This is a genomic window from Streptomyces sp. NPDC056486 (assembly GCF_042795295.1).
Classification (GTDB): Bacteria; Actinomycetota; Actinomycetes; order Streptomycetales; family Streptomycetaceae; genus Streptomyces.
Genome location: NZ_JBHTSF010000011.1, coordinates 87294 through 103588 on the forward strand (window position 1 = coordinate 87294; position 16295 = coordinate 103588).

Genomic DNA, 16295 nt, shown 5'->3' on the forward strand with positions numbered 1-16295 from the left:
GGGGTTAGGGGGTGCTGGCGGCGTAGGCGGTGAGCAGGCGTCGCAGGATGGTGGTGGTCCACTGCCGGGCGGCGCAGGCCTGGGCCAGGGCGGTGGCGGTGGTGTGGACGGCGTCCGCGTCGTTGTAAGGGCCGTCGAGGTGGCGGGAGCCGTGCGCGGCGCGGTGGGCGAGCTGGGTGCGCAGCCCTTCGGCCTCGGCGTCCAGGGCGTCCAGTTCGAGCACCGTGGAGGCGGTGATCTGGGCGAACTTGGCCAGCGGGTCGCCGTCCTCGTGCGCGGTGTACAGGTGGATGAGGGGGTCGGCGAGGCCGGTCAGTTCGCGGGCCAGGCGGGTGCCCAGCCAGTGCTCGGGGGCGTAGGCGGGCTGCTCCGTAGTGGTCATGGGCGTCCTCCGGTGTGGTCGTGGGTGTTTGGTCAGTGGGTGCTGCTGATGGCGGCGGTCGCGGCCTTGGCGATGGCTGCGGCAGCGCGGGCGGGGTCGGTCAGCTGGAGGAGGGTGGTGCGCGGCAGGGGGGCGGGGTCGGGGTCGAAGGCGAGCCAGAGCACCGCGCATCCGGCGTCGGTGAGGGTGTTGATGCGTTCGGTGGCCCGGGTCTTCTCGGCGCGGGAGTAGTAGCCGTCGGAGGCGATCACCAGGAGTCGTCCTCGGCCCGGTTGGGTCAGGCCGAGTCCGGCGGTCAGGGCGTCGATCGCCTCGGCGAGGCTGTGGCCGAAGCCGTCGGCGGCGAACTGCGTTACCAGGGTGGGGGTGTGGCCTGGTGCGGTGATCGCGGTGAGGTAGTGGTCGTAGGCCACCGTGGCGGCCATGGAGTCCGGGTCGGTCAGCGCGGTGGCGCGGGCCAGAATCCAGGCGGCCGACGCGATCGGGGCGGCGGCAGCATCCATGGAGCCGGAGATGTCTACGGCGATGGCCACCCTGAGCGGCGGGCTCGGGGCTTGTCGGCGCTGGGTGTGGATCCAGGGCAGGGCGGTGGGGGTGGCGCCTGCAGCTCTTTGCGCGTCGCGGGCCAGGGCTCCGCGCATGCTGAGGCGTCCGGGCGGGGCGGCCGATGCGGTGACGGTGGCGACGCGTTCGCGGTAGGCGGCCGCCCGCAGGGCCCGGGCGAGTTGTCCGGCGGCCGCCTTCTCCGCCGCCGTGGGTGTGCGGGTACCGGTGATCGGCGACCTCGGCGGCCTGCCCTTGGTCTTGTTGGGGGTGTAGGGGCGGGCCCCGGGCGTGAAGACCTTCTCGGCGGTCTTGGCGGACTGGCGTGCGCGCTCGGCCTGCTCGGCTTTCGCCTGCGTGCGGGCCTCTTTGGCTGCGGTGACCGCCTGCTCGGTGGCCTCGTTGGCGGCGATGTTGCCCATGGCCTTGCCGATCGCCTCGGCGAGTTCGCCGCGCCCCTGGCTGCCGCAGGGTGGCGGGGGTTGTGTCTGGTCGGCGCCGAGGGCCTGGCACCAGGCCTGCGCGTGGGCGAGCATGGCCTGTTCGTCGGTATCGGCGGTGGTGTGGGCGGCCTGCCAGATCTCGGCGAGGGTGTCCAGGAGGTCGGCGCCGAGGATGGGGGTGACCGTCTGTTCCAGGGGTGCGGTTTCGTCGTCGTCGAGGATTCCGGCATCCCGGCGGGCCAGGATCAATCCGGCGGCGAAGGCGGCCTGCCAGGGGTCGGCGGGGGTGTCGGCGGTGATCTCGGCGAGGACCAGGCTGCTGACGCAGGCCCGCAGGTAGCGGCGGTCGCCGGGGCGGCGGGCGAGGTGGGCGTGCTCGGCCCGGGATTCCTCCAGCATCTGGGCCGCGCCGTCAAGGGCCGTGCCCCGCAGGGGTGGTGGGGTGGCCCACTTGCTGTGGGCGGCGTGGGCGGCCTCGTGGATCAGGGTGCCCCAGGCGGCCCGGTAGCGCTCCTCGTCGCCGTAGCGGTCCGGGTTGATGGTGGCCGGGGCGTGCGGGGTGAATACGGCGGCGTCCATTTCCAGCTCGGCCCGTGCCGGGTAGAAGGCGGCCGGGGCGCCTGAGCGGGTGCCGGGCTGGCAGGTGACGATCACGTCGTCCCGGTCGGCGAGTTCGGGCAGCCGCTCGGTCAAGGCCGCCGAGATCCGCAGCCACTCCCCCGCGCAGGGCGCGGGGGGCGGTTCCCAGGGCGGGCCGCCGTCGTCCTCCCACCGGGCGGTGGCCCATTCGTCCTCGGGCAGGGCGGGTGTCGCGTACTGGATGTGGGGGTGGTTGCTCATGGCGGGTCGGTCCCTTCTCAACGGCGTGGGCGGCGGGTGGGGGTTCAGAGTTGGCGGCCCAGGGCCAGGGCGGTGACCGGGCGTCCGGTGGCTTTGGCGACGATCTCGGCGATGGTGTCCCGGTCTTCGAGCGGGGCGATGCCGACCAGGTTGGCGAAGGCCGCCTCGGCTCCCAGAACTTCGGAGATCTTCGAGAAGGCGAGTAGTTCGCGCAGTTGGGGCGCCCAGCCCACCTCGCCGATCTGTTGGCGGGCGGCGATGTGGCGGGCGATCCGCACCGCCGTCCGGTTGATCTTCAAGGCGGCCGCCAGGTCGTAGTCGGAGCCGACCTGGATCTGCACGCTGAACCGTGAGGCCAACGCCTCGGTGAGGACCGCTCCGTGCACGCCCGGGTTGTGGCCCGCGATCACGTAGAACCCGGGGGCGGCGGTGATCGTCTCGCCCTTGTGGGCCTTGACCTGGATCTGCCTGCGCCCGTCCAGCGCCGGGTAGAGGGCGGCCAGGACCTTCGGGGAGATGAGGGTCGCGTCGTCCAGGAGCAGGGCGCGCCCCTCCTGCATGGCGGTGACCAGGGGGCCGTAGATGAACGTGTAGCCGCCCTGCTCGTCCTGGGTGTACTCGCCGATCAGGTCGCCGACCGTGGTGTCGCCGTCTCCGGCCACCGTGATCAGGTCCTCGAAGGCCGCCTCGATCAGCGAGGTCTTTCCGGTGCCCGGCGGCCCGTAGAGCAGGACCGGGACACTGGCCGTACGCAGCCGTCGCAGCGCCTCGACATCAGGCAGGTTCGCCAGCGCTCTGGGGTGGTAGTGCTGCCCGTTGGGCCGCAGGATAGGCAGGGGTTTCGCGCCCGGTGCCGGGGGGCCTGGTTTCGGTGCGGCGGGGGTCTGTTGGGAAGGCGCGCTGGCCCCGGGCGGGGGTGGGCCGACGGGGGCGCGCTGGGCGGCGCTCGCGGTGTTGGCGGTCGCCCGGTAAGCGCGGGGCTGGATGCCGATCCGGTCGGCCTCGCCCCGGGTGACCAGGGTTTCGCAGGCGTTGCCGACCGCTCCGCCCGAGTGCCCCAGCATCTTGGCCAGTTCGGTGACGGTGAACTGCGCGCACTGGTTGGCCGCCAGGATTCCGGCGATCCGTGCGCGCAGCTGTCCGGGGCGGGCCTTGGCCAACGCGGCGGGCGCCGGGATGGGAGTGGGGGCAGGGGGCGGGGTGGATTCGGCCATGGCGAAGCACTCCTCTCACGTCTTAAGGAGAATTCGGGTGGGGGTTCGTGCCAGGCCTGGCCGGGGGCACTTCCGGTTCCTGGCACGGGGGGGGGGCAACTGCGGGCGGCAGTGCGGCCCTTAGGGGGCTGCGGGTCAGCTGTAGAGGGCGGCGGAGGCCGGTATGGCGGCCTCGATCAGCTTGTCGCGCCCGTCATCGCGCAGGATGCACACGGCCACATTCACCTCCACCGAAATTCCCCCCTTTCGACTCTCCATGCTTTCCGTCTCACCTTTTCGGGCACACTCCACCCCTCGTTCGATATCGAGTGGACGGCTTTTGCGGATTTCCATTCCCGGCCTTTTCGGGAACAATTTAAATATAGCTCGACCTGCGGCCGACCTGAAGCCCTATTCCGGTTCGGTAATGCTGGAATTCTCGTGAATTGGCGACGTAAATGCAGGTGAATTCCGGTGCGCGCGACGCCTTGCGTCGTGCGCGGCCGGGTTCACGACGTGATCAGAGGCGGCCTGCGCCGCCGGCACCGGTACGCAATCGAATGCGTGCACGAATCTTCGGTCAGGGCACTCGGCGGGCGCTGCCTGCCGCGTCCCGGCTCCTGCTCCGCCGGGCCGGGCGCCGGCGGCAAGGCTCAAGGAGGGAGCAGGACGAGAGAGGGGAAGGGAGGGGAGGAGAAGAGGCATGTGAAGGAGGAAAGGGCGAGCGAGAGCAGGTGAGGAGATAGCTGAACGCAGGTGAGCGGAGAGGGCAGGGCAGCCGGCGCGAGCAGATCGGGACAGATGCTTGCACCGATATGCAGGCTGGCCCGGTCCGCGGTGGCGGATCGGGCCGTGGCCTGGGCGTATGCAGGGGTGAGGTGCTCTTGTCCAAGCAGGACGGCGGAGTGGTTCCCCGTGGCAGGACGGTGGTCGGGACGTGCAGGAGGACGTCAGCGTCTGACGGAGGCTCCGGGAGCCAATGCCCCACGGCGGGGCGGGGCGCTCTCCCGCAGCAGGGCCAAGGTCGCGGCCTCGGGTTCGGCGTCGATGGCGGCGAGGCGTTCGGTCAGCAGGCCCAGGGTGCGGTGCGCCGCGTCGTCGCGGCCCAGTGCGAGTTGCAGCTGGATGATCCGCCGGTAAACGCGTTCGTTCTCCGGATCGAGGTCGGCGGCCTGGTTGAGGAGCGCCAGGGCGGGCTCGGCGTCGGCGGAGTGCTGGGCCACGTGCTCTGCAAGGAGCATCAGCGCGTCCAGGGCGCTCCGGTGGAGCGCGGCGCGGTGGCCGTGGGCCCACAGGTAGTCGGAACCGTCACACAACGGCCCCGTGTAGATGTCCGTCGCGCGCCCCAGAGCGTCCGCTCTCGCATAGGTCGAATCGGCTGCGGCGGCCTGCCTGAGTGCATCGGTGAAGGCAGCGGTGTCAGTGGTGATGTACTGCGGGTCGAGCTTATGCACCTGTCCGCTGAGCAGGACGAAAGCCACTTCCTTCTTTCCGGTGGCTCCTCGGAACACGCGGCGTGCGGAGCGCCGCAGGTTCTCGATTTCCGCTCTTGCTGAAACGGGATCGTCGGAGAGCTGCATCTTCTCGGCAATCTCCTCACCGCGCAGCCCGTCTCGGTGTGCAGCGAGCAGGGCAATGAATTCCCGGGTCTCCTCCTTTCTCGTATCGGCGAGCGCGCATTCCTTGCCGTGCACGAACAGCTTGAAGCCGCCGAGGAGACGGATGTACAGCTCGTGGGTCGGGGCCGCCGCGGCCGGACCGCTTGCCGGACTTGGCTGCTGGGGCACCGGGGCAGGCACCTGTTCCGGTGCTCGTTCGCCTTCTGGCTCATCGTCAGAGTCCGCCGAGCCGGTCCGGCGCCCGTGGGCGGCGTACAGCGTGTCCAGGAACTCGGTCGCCACATCGGGTGCGAGGAGGAACATGGTGGCGTTGTCGAAGGCGGTCAGGGGGCCGTTCGCCGTGCCGTCGGCCGCGATGGCGAGTCGGTTCCCGCGGGCGCTGTCGGGGCCGAGGGCGATGACGGCGAGGTGGCGCGTATCCCCGGCCGCCAGTGCGTGAAGGCGGGCCGGGTCATCGCCTGCACCATCCACCAGGAGAACGTGGAGTGCAGAGCCGCTGCGTGCCAACGCCGGTGCGCCGAGGCCCTGTTCATGACGGGTGGCCTCGATCAACACGTGCTCCGCCCTCTCGAAGGCCTCGGTGGCGGTGTCGGTGACCGTCCAGGCGGCGAGGGCAGCATGCGCCGCCGTGGGCAGCAGTCGACACAGGGTGGCCCTGGGGGTGATCAGCTGTACCCAGGAGGGAGCTGGGCGCAGCCGTTCGGCGGCGCTGGCGATGGCGATCACCAGATGGCGGACGGCGGCATCAGCGCCTGGGCCCGTCAGGTGCACCCCGCCTGGGACGGCCAGGGAATCGACGCCTACTTCCACTCCGCTGTGCTCGGCGACGGTGACCGTTCCGGGCTGCTGGGGTTCGGCCGGGGCGGTGCGACGCGGGACGGCCTCAGGGTTGTGGTGGCGGGCGGCGAGAGTCGCCAGATGCGCCTGGTTGCTCCGCTCCAGCGCGTCGCTCAGCAGGAGATCGTCGTCCGCCAAGGGAGTGGCAAGCGTCTCGAGGCGGGGTACACGGCGGCGGGCAGCGTGCCACCGGGCGAAGCCGATCGCCGCGGCGATACCTGCCGCGGTCGTGACGCCGATGGCCGAAGCCACACCGAGCGAGATGGCCGCCGGCCCTCGCTCCTGAACCTGGCTGTGTCGGCGCTCCTGGCGGCCTGGCTGCCGCTGCTCATCGCGGCGCTCGTCGTGGCGTCCGTCATGGCCGTGAGGTTGCTGTCCTGCGGGCTCGGGGGCGAGGGGCGGCGTGGGCGGAGGCGGATCAGCAGGTGGCCGGGGCGAGGCGGGTACGGGCGCCGGGGCGGGCGCATCGATCTGAGGCAAGCGCAGCTGCCAGCCAGGCATGATGAGGTCGGGGTCGGAGAGCAGTCGCCCGTCAGACTGCCTGATGGTGCAGGACAGTTGGTAGATCTTGGGCCACAGCAGCGGGTCGCCGAGGTGCTCCTCGGCGATGTCCCAGAGCGTGTCGCCGCTCCGGACGGTGTACGCGGTGTACTCGGCTTTTGCCGCTCTCGTGGGCGGCACGTGCTGGGGCGCGGCAGCCGCGACCGCCGACGAGGTCGGGCCCGCGGCAGCGGCTGCGGCGTGCGCGGCAGGCAACCGCCACATCCCGATCAGCGCAAGGAGCAGGGTGCCGACGAGGAGCGCGGCAGCCGCCCTATGGGCGGGCAATGTCGCGGTGCGCCGCCGCAGCAGCGCCCCGTCCGCGACAAGCGATGGCATGCGACCCAGCAGCCAGAGTGTTTCGCGCAGCAGGACCGCGATGAAGTACGTCCAACATATCCAGCCCACCAGCGCGAGAACCTGGAGGATGAAGGGGTCGCTGACCGGCTGGGCCAGACGCCGAAGAAGGTCGGCGAGCGAGGAGACTTGCGCTGGCCAGGGCCCCCCGACGGTCACACTCAGGATGTACGGGATACCAGCCACGGCAGCGGTGAGTGCGCTGCCGGATACGAGGAACCGCACGGCGGCGACCAGCCGGTGGGCTACGTGGCTCGGTGGGATGGGCGTAGGCATCAGGAGGGGCCCTTTCCGCCTTCACCCCAGGGTGTGGTGGCGCCGCGTTCGATGTGCGCGGTGGCGGACGCGGTGGTCGTGAGCTGGTTCAGGCCGATGAGGGAGAGGACCTGGGTCGGTTGGGTGTGCGTGACGGTGACCTGCGTCTGGTTCTCATGGACGCGGATACGGGCGGTGTCGCCGGCGGCCGCGACGTGGGCGTGGGCGGCCGTGCGGGCTGTGGGTGCGTCGAGGCGCAGGCGGTGGGTGGCGCGCAGTTGGTCGAGGTCGACTTCCTGGCAGGCGGCGCGGGCGGCCTCCTGCGCGGTGTCGGCGGCCCGCACCTTGCCCGCCAGGGCGAGTCCGCCGTCGATGACCAGACCGGCGAACAGGAACAGTCCGGCCACCGACACCACGACCACCACGGTGACCTGCCCCGAGTCGCAGGACAGTGCGCGCCGGCGGGTCCTGGCGCTCGTATGTCTCATGTCTGAGCTCCTCGATACAGGTCCACGACGGAGGAGGCCGACGCTGTGACGTCCAGGTTGTGCATGCCTGGTACGTCCAGAGCGGCGCGGCAGGTCACGGTCACGCGGACCACGCCTCCGGGGGCGAAGCCGCCCAGCGCGGGGCTGATCCGCGGGCTCGTGCAGGAGGATCCGGCACCGGCCAGGCTGCGGGTGGCTGCGTCGGCCGCTTCAGCGCGGGCCTCGCCGGGTGAGCGGGCCAGCGAGGCGGCGCGGGCCGCCTGGTGGGCGGCTTCGTCGGCGTCCAGACGGGCTCCAGCAAGCGTGCCGAAGGCGACGGCGATCAGTGCCAGCAAGATCAGCAGCGGTGTCACCAGTACGAGCTCGGTCGTGGCAGCCCCCGCATCCTGCGGAAGAGGAAGGCGAGGACAAGGCCAAGGGCGAGGGCGAAGGCGAGGCCGGGTGAACGGGTACATGCGGTCACCTCACCGTCCATCTCTCCACCGGGCCCGCGGCGTGGCCGGCCACCCGCAGATGGAGCCCCGGGACCACCGCAACGACTTCGCCCTCCACATGCGCCTCGACGTCTTCCCCGCCCCGGCTGACGTGCACCGTCGGGTGCTGCAGCAGCCGGCCGCCCAGCAGGCGCAGCGTGGCCGACGCCCGCTCGTTGCCGGCCCCCGAGGTGGCATCCTGCGCGCGGGCGGCGGCCAGCGCCCGGGAGGCGGCCGTCTGCGCGATGTGCTGGGCGTGCAGGGCGAGGGCGAACTGCACGATGCACAGCAGCAGGAACATCAACAGCGGCACCACCAGCACCAGTTCGGTTGTCGCGGCCCCGCGGTCCCCCGGCCGCCGGCCGCGCCGCAGCCAGTGTCCGCTAGCCAAGATCAATCCCGTTGGCCTTGGCGGTCACTTTGGCGACGATGATCCCGATGACCGCGAGGCCCATGACCGCGAGCAGCGCGGTGACGAGCACGGTCTCCGTGGAGTACCCGGCGTCGCGGGCCATGCCCCGACGCACGCGCCGTCCCCAGGCGCGGGTGCGGGCGGTGGTTGAGCGAGTGATCACGGCAAGCTCCATTCCGTAGCAGGGATGTGGTGCTCAGAATTTGGTTCTCAGAGTCCGACCAGTACGTTCTCGAGAGCCGGGTAGCCGATGAAGACCAGGAAGCCCGCGAAGAGCACGACGACGGGCAGCGACATGCGTTCCGTCGCGGACTGCGCGGCGCCGTCGGCTTCGGCCAGGCCGCGGGTGCGCATCGCGGCGGCCTTGGCCTCCAGCGAAATACGGATCTTGGCTCCCTCGCTGCCGGCGAGGGACACCGTCGCGGCGAGTTCCGCCAGCTCCTGGACCCCGGTGCGGGCGCCGAGTTCGCCCAGCTCGTGCCAGACGTTCCTGCGCCCCATCTCCGCGGCCATCAGCGCGCGGCGCAGCTGGGCCGCGCCCCACCCCTGCGGGCTGGCCGCGGCGTCCGCCAGAGCCTGATGGATCCCGGCGCCACCAGCCAGGGCGATGACGACCAGGTTGAGGAAGACGGACAGGGTGTGGCGCAGTTCCTTGCGACGCCGCTTGGCCGTGGCCCGGACGGACAGGTCCGGCGTGAAGAACAGCACGGCACCGGTTCCGAGGGAGGCGATGACGGAGAACTGCCATCCCCAGCCGCTCCCGGTCAGCGCCCACCACAGCAGGGAGGCGAGGCTCGGCGCGAGGACTCCGGCCAGGAAGGCGGTGGCCTTCTCGGCCAGGAACCGCTCGACAGGCACCTCCGCAATCTCCAGGTCCCGGCGCAGTCCTGCGGCGGGCAGCCCGCAGGCCTGCAACGCCGGTACCGCGCACAGCCCGAGGCGCGCTGCCCACCCGTCCGCCTCCTCCGTGCGGGGCACCGCCGAAGGGGAAGCCGGAGTCCTGCCGAGTTGGGCCAGGGTGTGGGCGAGTGAGGCGCGCGGCGGGTTGATGCCGTACACGGTCAGGGCCAGGAAGCCGCCGAGCCCCAGCCCCAGAAGGATCGCCGTCATCGGGCCGCCACCTCCCGGGGCGCCGGGCAGGCGCCCTTGAGGACCCGGGGCTCTTCTTCCAGGGTGGCGATCTTCATCAGCCACCAGAAGGCGAGCGAGAACAGACCGCCCACCCCGGCAAGAACCAGCTGCCCCTCGGCGGTCGTGTAGGGGTCGAGGTAGGGGCGGTTGAGGAGCACCAGCCCGACCGCCATGACCAGAGTGGTGCAGGTGATCACACGCACCGAAGTCCGCACCCGGCCCCGCCCCGCTTCCGTCTTCAAACGCATGGTCACTTGCTCCCGTGTGGAGAGCGCCAAGTGACCCAGCAGAGGCGCGAGTTGCCGAGCTTGGTGTTCGGCGGCCAGCACCAGCGCGGCGGTGACCATGTCACAGGTCGCGTCGTCCACCTCGTCGGCGAAGGCGCGCAGTGCCTCACCCAGCGGCCGTCCGTCCTCGATGGCGGCCGCCAGGCGTGCCGTCTCCTCGCGCAGGGCCGGTGGGGCGACGGGAGCCGTGGCCAGGATCGCCTGTTCCAGTCCGGCCGCCGCCGAGAGGGTGTCGCGCAGCATCTCCGCCCAGACCGCGACCGCTTCGAGCCTGCCCGTACGGGCTGCGGCTTGCGTGTCCCGGCCCAACAGGCGGGGCAGGGCCACCACGCCCACGAGGGTGAGGATCCCTGCCACCGGCCAGCCGGTGACCGCGGCGGCCAGGATGCCGCCTGCCGCGGCCCTAAGCCACTGCCACCCCTTCTCTCTCCAGGGCAGTTGCCATCGTCGCGCCGGGGTTTCCTCCCGAGGGTGCGGCCGCACCACCCCGTACACAATCATCCATACGAAGAGCGCGAATCCCGCGCCCAGCAGCAGGCCGATGAGGACACCGTGGGTCATGAACTCCTCCCCTGCCGTTCCCCGCGCATCAGCGCCACATCCAGTCCGGCATGTACCAGGTCGTCTAAGGTCTCCAGGCGCAGCGGCGCTCCAGGCACGGCTCGCCGGTCCGGGCCGGGCCGGTAGACCTCGTTGGAGACGATCTGCGTACCGTCCGCGTCCACGACCTCGCGGATGGAGTCGATGGCACGCCGCCCCTGCACGTCCCAGCCCAGGTGGACCACGAAGTGCACGGCGGAGGCGACCAGCAGGTTCGTGGCCTCCAGCGAGAGCCGCTCCGGGGACTGGGCGGCATAGGCGGCGAGCTTGGTGAACACCCCGCGCGAGGTGGAGGCATGGATCGTGGACAGGGAACCGTCGTTGCCCTGACTCATGGCATTGCACATGGGCACGACTTCCGCGCCACGGATCTCCCCGACGATCACCCGGTCCGGAGACATCCGCAACCCCCAGCGCACCAACTCAGCCTGATCGACCGCGCCCTCACCCTCCAGGTTCGCCTCACGCGCCTGCAACGCCATCACGTTGCGGTGCCCCGCGGTGTCTTCATGGAGCCCGAGTTCGAGGGTGTCCTCGATCGTCACCAGCCGCTCGTGCGGTGCGATGACCGACGCCAGCCCGCGAGCCACGGTGGTCTTGCCGACGTTGGTTCCACCGCCGATGATGATGTTCTTGCGGGCCAGCACCAGCGCAGTCAAAAACGCCGCCATCGGCCGGTCGCACACGCCGAGGCGATCAACCAGGTCGTCCATCGACACCCGCTTGAAGCGGTGCCGTCGGATCGTCAGTCCCACCCGGTGCGAGAGGGCCATCACCGCAAACAGCCTCGAACCATCCGGCAGACAAACGTTCAGGCTCGGCGAACCCCGATCGAAGCGCCGCTCCTCCAGGCCCGACCGGGCCGCGATCTGCCGTACGAGGTCGATGAGTTCTCCGTCGGAGGCGGCCACCGGAGCGCGCTGCTCCTCGCTGCCGTCTGCGTACCGGACGAAGACCTGGTCCGCGCCGTTGATCTGAATGTTCTCGATCCGCTCGTCCTCCAAGAGTTCCTGGAGCGGACCGAGGCCGAACAGCCCCTCCATCACGGCACGTTCCAGGGCTTCTCGCTCACCGTCCATCAGGACGGGTCGGCCCATCCGCAGCCGCCCTTGGTTGTGAGAGGCGATCTCATCGGCGAGCAGCTTCCGTGCCAGCATGTGCCGTTCACCACTGCTCTGCACGGGCAGCCCGGCCTCACTACGGGAGTGCGCGAAGCCCGTCAGGGTCTGGGCGATGTTCTCCCGGAACCGCTCGGCGGCGTGCTGCTCCTCAAGGACGTTATCCATCACGGCATCTCGCCCCTCTGTACAGAAGGCAGTGCTGCGGGCCGGCCAGGCCACTGAGGGGGCAGAGCTCCGGAACCGAACTGTGCGAGCTCACTACACAGTCCGCCACGCCCCGGCTCGATATCGGCCCCGGCCAGCTGACCGGCCAGCGCAACCGCAGCCCGAAACAAACGAGCGCGCCCCCATCGCCGTGGGGTGATGTGTGCGGCGCCGACCAGCACGGCCGCCGCCCTTGCATCCCACGGCAGCAAGTGGATCTGGTCCCGCTCCATCCGCAGGGCCTGGGCGATGTCGGCCTCGGAGTACCGGCACTCCCCCATCACCACGAGCTCAGGCCGGACCTCCACCAGCCACTCGGAACGGGCCGCGACGTGCGCCAACGCGTCCGCCTCACCCCGGGCCACCAGCACCACCCGATCCGCCACCCGCGCCAACTCCTCCGACGGAGCACCGCCCAGGCGTCCCAGATCGAGCAGCACCGCCCCCTTGCTGTCGCCATCCCCGCGCAGCGCCGACGGGCGCGCCGCAACCTCCACCACACAGGGCTCAGCCTGTTGTCCTCCCGTCGGGGCCACGACGACGCGCAGGCTGCCCGCGACGTTCTGCGCACAGCCGTCGAGTTCCCCGGCTCCCCTCTCCGTTCCGCCCTGCCGAGCACCGGCCGCCAGCGCGAGCAGTCCCACCGCATCCGGCAGGCCGAACCGCACGGCGAGATCTCCACCGTCGGCGTCCGCCTCCACCACAATTGGTCGCGCCCCGCCACCGGGCGGCCATGCCGCGGACAACGCCAAGGCCAGCGTGGTCACCCCCGGCGCCCCCTTGAACGACCCGAGGGCCACGATCTGCCGCATCACGACACCTCCTTCACCGACTCGCTCAGCACCGCGATCCGCGGCTCAGGCATCTGCGCCACCCGCCGCACCGCCGCCCCCTCCACCAGCACGGTCACCGCCCCCTTGCCCGAGGCCGACTCCGGCCGCCCCACCGCACTGACCACGCCCAGCACCGGATCGGGAAGCTTCGCATCCTCGCCGACCACCGCACGCCCACCCGGTTCGATGCCCGGCACGACGGCCACCCGCTGCCCGGCGGCCAGACCAGCGGGGAGCATCCCCGCCTCCACACTGACCACAGCCAGGGCCATCCCCTCGGGAGGAAAGTCCGCCTTGTCCCCCACCTGGCCCGGCGCGAGCAACTGCCCGGCCGTCAACGGCACCACGGCCCGCCGCCCGACCACCGCCTCGCGCCGCCCGGCCGCGACGACCTGCTTGGCGTCATCCACGCCAAGACGTACGACGCCGACATCACGCCCCTCGATCACCTCGCCCGCAGCGACCGGCCGCACCACGGACAGCACCGGCTGCCGCTGCCCCGCGTTGCCCACCATCCACGCGGCCCCGCCCGCACACGCGACCGCTCCCGCCACACCCAGCGCGATCAACCCCGGCCGCCAACGCCGTCGCGCCCCCACCAGCCCGCCGCTCACCGGCGGCTCGCCAACCGGACGCCGAGGCGGTGTTAGCAACCCCCACGCACCGTTTACGCCCGCGGACCTGGAAGAAGACATAGAGGTATCCACACTCCACCCACTCGATCAAAGAGAGACTTTGCGACGCCGGCACCGGCGCCCGATACACCCGCCCCGCCAGAAGGTCAGGACACGACCAACGCCTGCGCCTCAGCCACCCGCAACGACATCTGCGCCTGCGTATGAAGCCCCGGAATAGCCCCTTGCTCGCCCCCGCCGTGCCACTCCACATCCCAGGTGACAGTCACCGAAATCGTGAACGCTTCCTCCGGCCGCCCCGCCGACGACCGCACATAGGTGTGCCCGCAGTCCGGAGACTCAGAATCCGCCTCGTACTTCGCCGAGTACGCGGTCCCAGCGCCCTCGCACACCACTGTCTTGCCGTCACCCATGCGCCACGTCGCGCTACGCGGTATCGCCGTGGCCGTCACCGACACACCCGGCACCTTCGCGGTCTGCGACACCGGCTTCCACATCACCCGGTCCAACCACATCCACGTCGGCACCCGCACCAACTGGGCATAGGTCTCATCGGGATTGGTCCGAATTTCCGGGTCAGGCAACACCAGCTCCCGTACAGCTTGCTGTGCCACAACGGCGGGCTCCGGGCGAGCGCCGCCGCGCTTCCTGCCCTTCGGCTTCTTGCCATCAGGTTCAGCGAAGCTCTGCCCAGGCAGCGGAACACCACGCGGACCGAACATCTGCCCCGGCTGCCGCTTCCACTCCATCGCGCCACTCCCAGAACCCGCACTTTCGCCCGTCGCCGCCGTGCTCCCGCCCCTGGAAGCAGGACCGGGGCCCGAGCGCCCCCGAGATGGAGGACGCGCCTTGCTCGCCGCACCGACACCACACCTGCCCGCGTGGCACTTCACGCCAGTGGCAACATCCATGCTGGGATCCCCACCGGAGCTCGCCCGGGCCGGACCGGCCAGTGCCCCGAGCACCGACAACGCCACAACAAGGGCGGCCGTGGACTTCACCAAGCGGCGGGGCCTCAGTTCATGCATGATCCCGCCTCCCCCCAGTAGAGCTCGGAGACCATCCACTTCCCGGATTTGAAGGTGACGGTCGCCTCTGTGCGGTAGTGCGCGCCTGCGATACCGTCAGGGGAACTACTCGGCTTGACCTGCACCCACTTCGACCCGTCGACGCAGTCCAACAGTTCGAGCTCAGTCTTGCTCGACTTCACCACCGTCGGTGAAACGTTGGCCGCACCCCGACTGGTGACCCCCTTCTTGCGCGTCTGTTCCATCATGTAGCGCAACAGGCTTAGGGCATCTCCCTTGGCATGGTCATCGAGCCGAGAGTGCTGTGGGTCGGACGAACGCGAGGCAGCTGCGGCGTCTTCCCACATCGCCCGGTACGTCGCAATCGGCTTGCTCTCCCCTCCGCGAGCAGAGGACGGCGACGAAGTTGGAAGAGGCGACGTCGTTGCTTTGACAGCCTGGGAAGCGCTCACGTCTTGCGGACCAGGTGAGTCCTCCGCGCAGGCGCTCAGCCCGAGCGCCAGCCCTACGGCGCACAAAGCCGTTGCCGCCCCGCGCGTTCTCTTTTGTGTTGTCATACGCCCCCGCTCTCACCAGCCACGCATCACACAGAGTGCCCGCGCGGTCACCAGGTGGTGGACCCGTCATGCCCCAGGATTACGGTGCGTTAAACGCACTGCGGAGGGATCGCCTCCCTTTCACTCTTACGGTGTGGCCCGCGTCAAAGTGCACTCGGCGGTGTCACCCCAACAGGCCTCGGTTCAAGTCGGGTTCATGGTTTCAACCGGCTCGCGGACAGCCATAGAGATCTGGCGCCAGGTGAGCGCGGCGGGCGTCAACATCCCGACGCCCGCCGCTCTCCCTCAGCTGCTACACGAAGTTACGTCCACCCAGATGCACTTACCGCCCGAGGTGCGGCGAACGCCCCAGTTCCCCCGGCTGAGGTAGTTCACGATCCCCAAGCCCCGCCCGCGCTCAGACAGCGCTTCGCACAGCGCGTCCAGACCACCACCCCGGTCAACCTCCTGCGGTTCGAACGGCACGGAGGAGAGGGCCGAGGTCACCACCGGCATCCGACAGCACCCGTCATGCACCTCACAGAACAGTTCCCGCGCGGTACGACGCAAACAGACCGCGTACGGCCCACACGCATGCTCGACTGCATTGGCCACAAGCTCGGACACAGCAAGCACAGCGTTCTCCGCGACATCTCCCGGCACTTCAAGTCTGGCGAACTCGGCACACACAGCGGCACGCGCATGTCCGACCGGATTCTCGATGCCCGGACCCCAGCTGTAGAGCTGCCGTGATTCCGGCGCGCCTCGACCCATCCCGGGCTTCATCGCGCACCTCCGCGCTGCGCATGACGACCGCTTCCCACGCGGCGATGACGACCGGGCCCGCGGCGAAAGCAGACTCGTACATCCTCCAGCGCGCACGCGGCGGAGACGGATAGCGCGCTCAGCAAGAGCGCACCGGTGAGTGGCAGGGACAAAAGCATGGCGGCCTCCCGTGATCGCGGCATTGGGCCGCGACCACCACACCCCCCACTCGATCAAGAGCGGAACGCCCTGATCCGAAGTGATCGACACTGCCGAAGTCCTCACCGACCAGCTCCGAAGAAGCCCGAAGCGCTCTCCGACTCCGGCGCAATGGCGATGGCCCGCGGTTGCGCGCGGAGCGCCCCTATGGGCACCCAATCTCGTGATCCGGTCGCAATCTGATGTGGTTCACGGCGGGTTAAAGCCTCAAGCAAGAGCGGAACGATTCAACCCGCAGTGATCGGCACTGACGAAACCTCGCCGACCGGCTCCAAAGGAGTCCCTAGCGCGCCAGCTCTGCTGTGACGCACGGCGGTCATACACACGTGAGCATCGTTGACTCATGACGCGGACCCACGCCAGGCCGCCCTGCAACTCCGCCAAGAACGGTGACGAGCCGTGGCCCCTCACCTGTCCTCGACGTGATAGTTCGAGCGCCTGTTGTTTCTCCGCGCGGTGGTCCGGACGCAGGGTCTTTGAGAAGTGCTCTTGTGTCCGGGTTCGTCATGCCAGCCCTAGGGCGGTGAGGGGCCGTAGGTGGTCACGAGCGGTGC

Annotated in this window: 17 protein-coding genes; all 17 read right to left on the reverse strand. The window is 70.3% G+C overall.

Annotation, left to right across the window (positions count from 1 at the left end; genetic code table 11):
* Window positions 1-4 precede the first annotated feature (4 nt).
* Window positions 5-382, reverse strand: coding sequence for a hypothetical protein (locus ACFQ7F_RS07755; RefSeq protein WP_383267673.1), 378 nt, complete (start codon window positions 380-382; stop codon window positions 5-7).
* A gap of 32 nt (window positions 383-414) precedes the next feature.
* Window positions 415-2208: a VWA domain-containing protein gene (locus ACFQ7F_RS07760; protein ID WP_383267676.1), complete on the reverse strand. Its 1794-nt coding sequence runs from the start codon at window positions 2206-2208 to the stop codon at window positions 415-417.
* A gap of 44 nt (window positions 2209-2252) precedes the next feature.
* Window positions 2253-3332: an AAA family ATPase gene (locus ACFQ7F_RS07765; RefSeq protein WP_383267716.1), complete on the reverse strand. Its 1080-nt coding sequence runs from the start codon at window positions 3330-3332 to the stop codon at window positions 2253-2255.
* Window positions 3333-3557: 225 nt separating this feature from the next.
* Window positions 3558-3680 carry a hypothetical protein gene (locus ACFQ7F_RS07770; protein WP_383267678.1) on the reverse strand — a complete coding sequence of 41 codons (123 nt, stop codon included), beginning with the start codon at window positions 3678-3680 and terminating at the stop codon, window positions 3558-3560.
* 671 nt (window positions 3681-4351) lie between these two features.
* A complete protein-coding gene (locus tag ACFQ7F_RS07775; protein ID WP_383267680.1) occupies window positions 4352-7030 on the reverse strand; it encodes a BTAD domain-containing putative transcriptional regulator in 2679 nt (892 codons plus the stop codon).
* Window positions 7030-7497, reverse strand: a complete 468-nt coding sequence (locus ACFQ7F_RS07780; protein ID WP_383267683.1) for a pilus assembly protein TadG-related protein — start codon at window positions 7495-7497, stop codon at window positions 7030-7032. Before ACFQ7F_RS07780 ends, ACFQ7F_RS07775 begins: the two co-directional genes overlap by 1 nt.
* Window positions 7494-7850, reverse strand: coding sequence for a pilus assembly protein TadE (locus ACFQ7F_RS07785; protein ID WP_383267685.1), 357 nt, complete (start codon window positions 7848-7850; stop codon window positions 7494-7496). The genes ACFQ7F_RS07780 and ACFQ7F_RS07785 overlap by 4 nt, the downstream gene beginning before the upstream one ends.
* A gap of 106 nt (window positions 7851-7956) precedes the next feature.
* The gene (locus tag ACFQ7F_RS07790) at window positions 7957-8361 is read right to left on the reverse strand and encodes a TadE family protein (RefSeq protein WP_383267688.1); all 405 of its coding nucleotides are present in this window, start codon (window positions 8359-8361) and stop codon (window positions 7957-7959) included.
* Window positions 8354-8545 carry a hypothetical protein gene (locus ACFQ7F_RS07795; protein ID WP_383267690.1) on the reverse strand — a complete coding sequence of 64 codons (192 nt, stop codon included), beginning with the start codon at window positions 8543-8545 and terminating at the stop codon, window positions 8354-8356. Before ACFQ7F_RS07795 ends, ACFQ7F_RS07790 begins: the two co-directional genes overlap by 8 nt.
* 47 nt (window positions 8546-8592) lie before the next feature.
* Entirely contained in the window at window positions 8593-9492 is a 900-nt protein-coding gene (locus tag ACFQ7F_RS07800) for a type II secretion system F family protein (protein ID WP_383267692.1), read from the reverse strand.
* Window positions 9489-10361, reverse strand: a complete 873-nt coding sequence (locus ACFQ7F_RS07805; protein WP_383267695.1) for a type II secretion system F family protein — start codon at window positions 10359-10361, stop codon at window positions 9489-9491. The genes ACFQ7F_RS07800 and ACFQ7F_RS07805 overlap by 4 nt, the downstream gene beginning before the upstream one ends.
* Window positions 10358-11686: a CpaF family protein gene (locus ACFQ7F_RS07810; RefSeq protein WP_383267719.1), complete on the reverse strand. Its 1329-nt coding sequence runs from the start codon at window positions 11684-11686 to the stop codon at window positions 10358-10360. The genes ACFQ7F_RS07805 and ACFQ7F_RS07810 overlap by 4 nt, the downstream gene beginning before the upstream one ends.
* Window positions 11686-12537: a MinD/ParA family protein gene (locus ACFQ7F_RS07815; protein WP_383267698.1), complete on the reverse strand. Its 852-nt coding sequence runs from the start codon at window positions 12535-12537 to the stop codon at window positions 11686-11688. The genes ACFQ7F_RS07810 and ACFQ7F_RS07815 overlap by 1 nt, the downstream gene beginning before the upstream one ends.
* Window positions 12537-13127, reverse strand: coding sequence for an SAF domain-containing protein (locus ACFQ7F_RS07820; protein WP_383267700.1), 591 nt, complete (start codon window positions 13125-13127; stop codon window positions 12537-12539). The genes ACFQ7F_RS07815 and ACFQ7F_RS07820 overlap by 1 nt, the downstream gene beginning before the upstream one ends.
* A gap of 212 nt (window positions 13128-13339) precedes the next feature.
* The gene (locus ACFQ7F_RS07825; RefSeq protein ID WP_383267702.1) at window positions 13340-13942 is read right to left on the reverse strand and encodes a hypothetical protein; all 603 of its coding nucleotides are present in this window, start codon (window positions 13940-13942) and stop codon (window positions 13340-13342) included.
* Between the two features lie 266 nt (window positions 13943-14208).
* Entirely contained in the window at window positions 14209-14469 is a 261-nt protein-coding gene (locus ACFQ7F_RS07830; RefSeq protein ID WP_383267705.1) for a hypothetical protein, read from the reverse strand.
* 594 nt (window positions 14470-15063) lie between these two features.
* On the reverse strand, window positions 15064-15543 hold the full coding sequence (locus ACFQ7F_RS07835; RefSeq protein ID WP_383267707.1) for an ATP-binding protein: 480 nt from the start codon (window positions 15541-15543) through the stop codon (window positions 15064-15066).
* Window positions 15544-16295 lie beyond the last annotated feature (752 nt).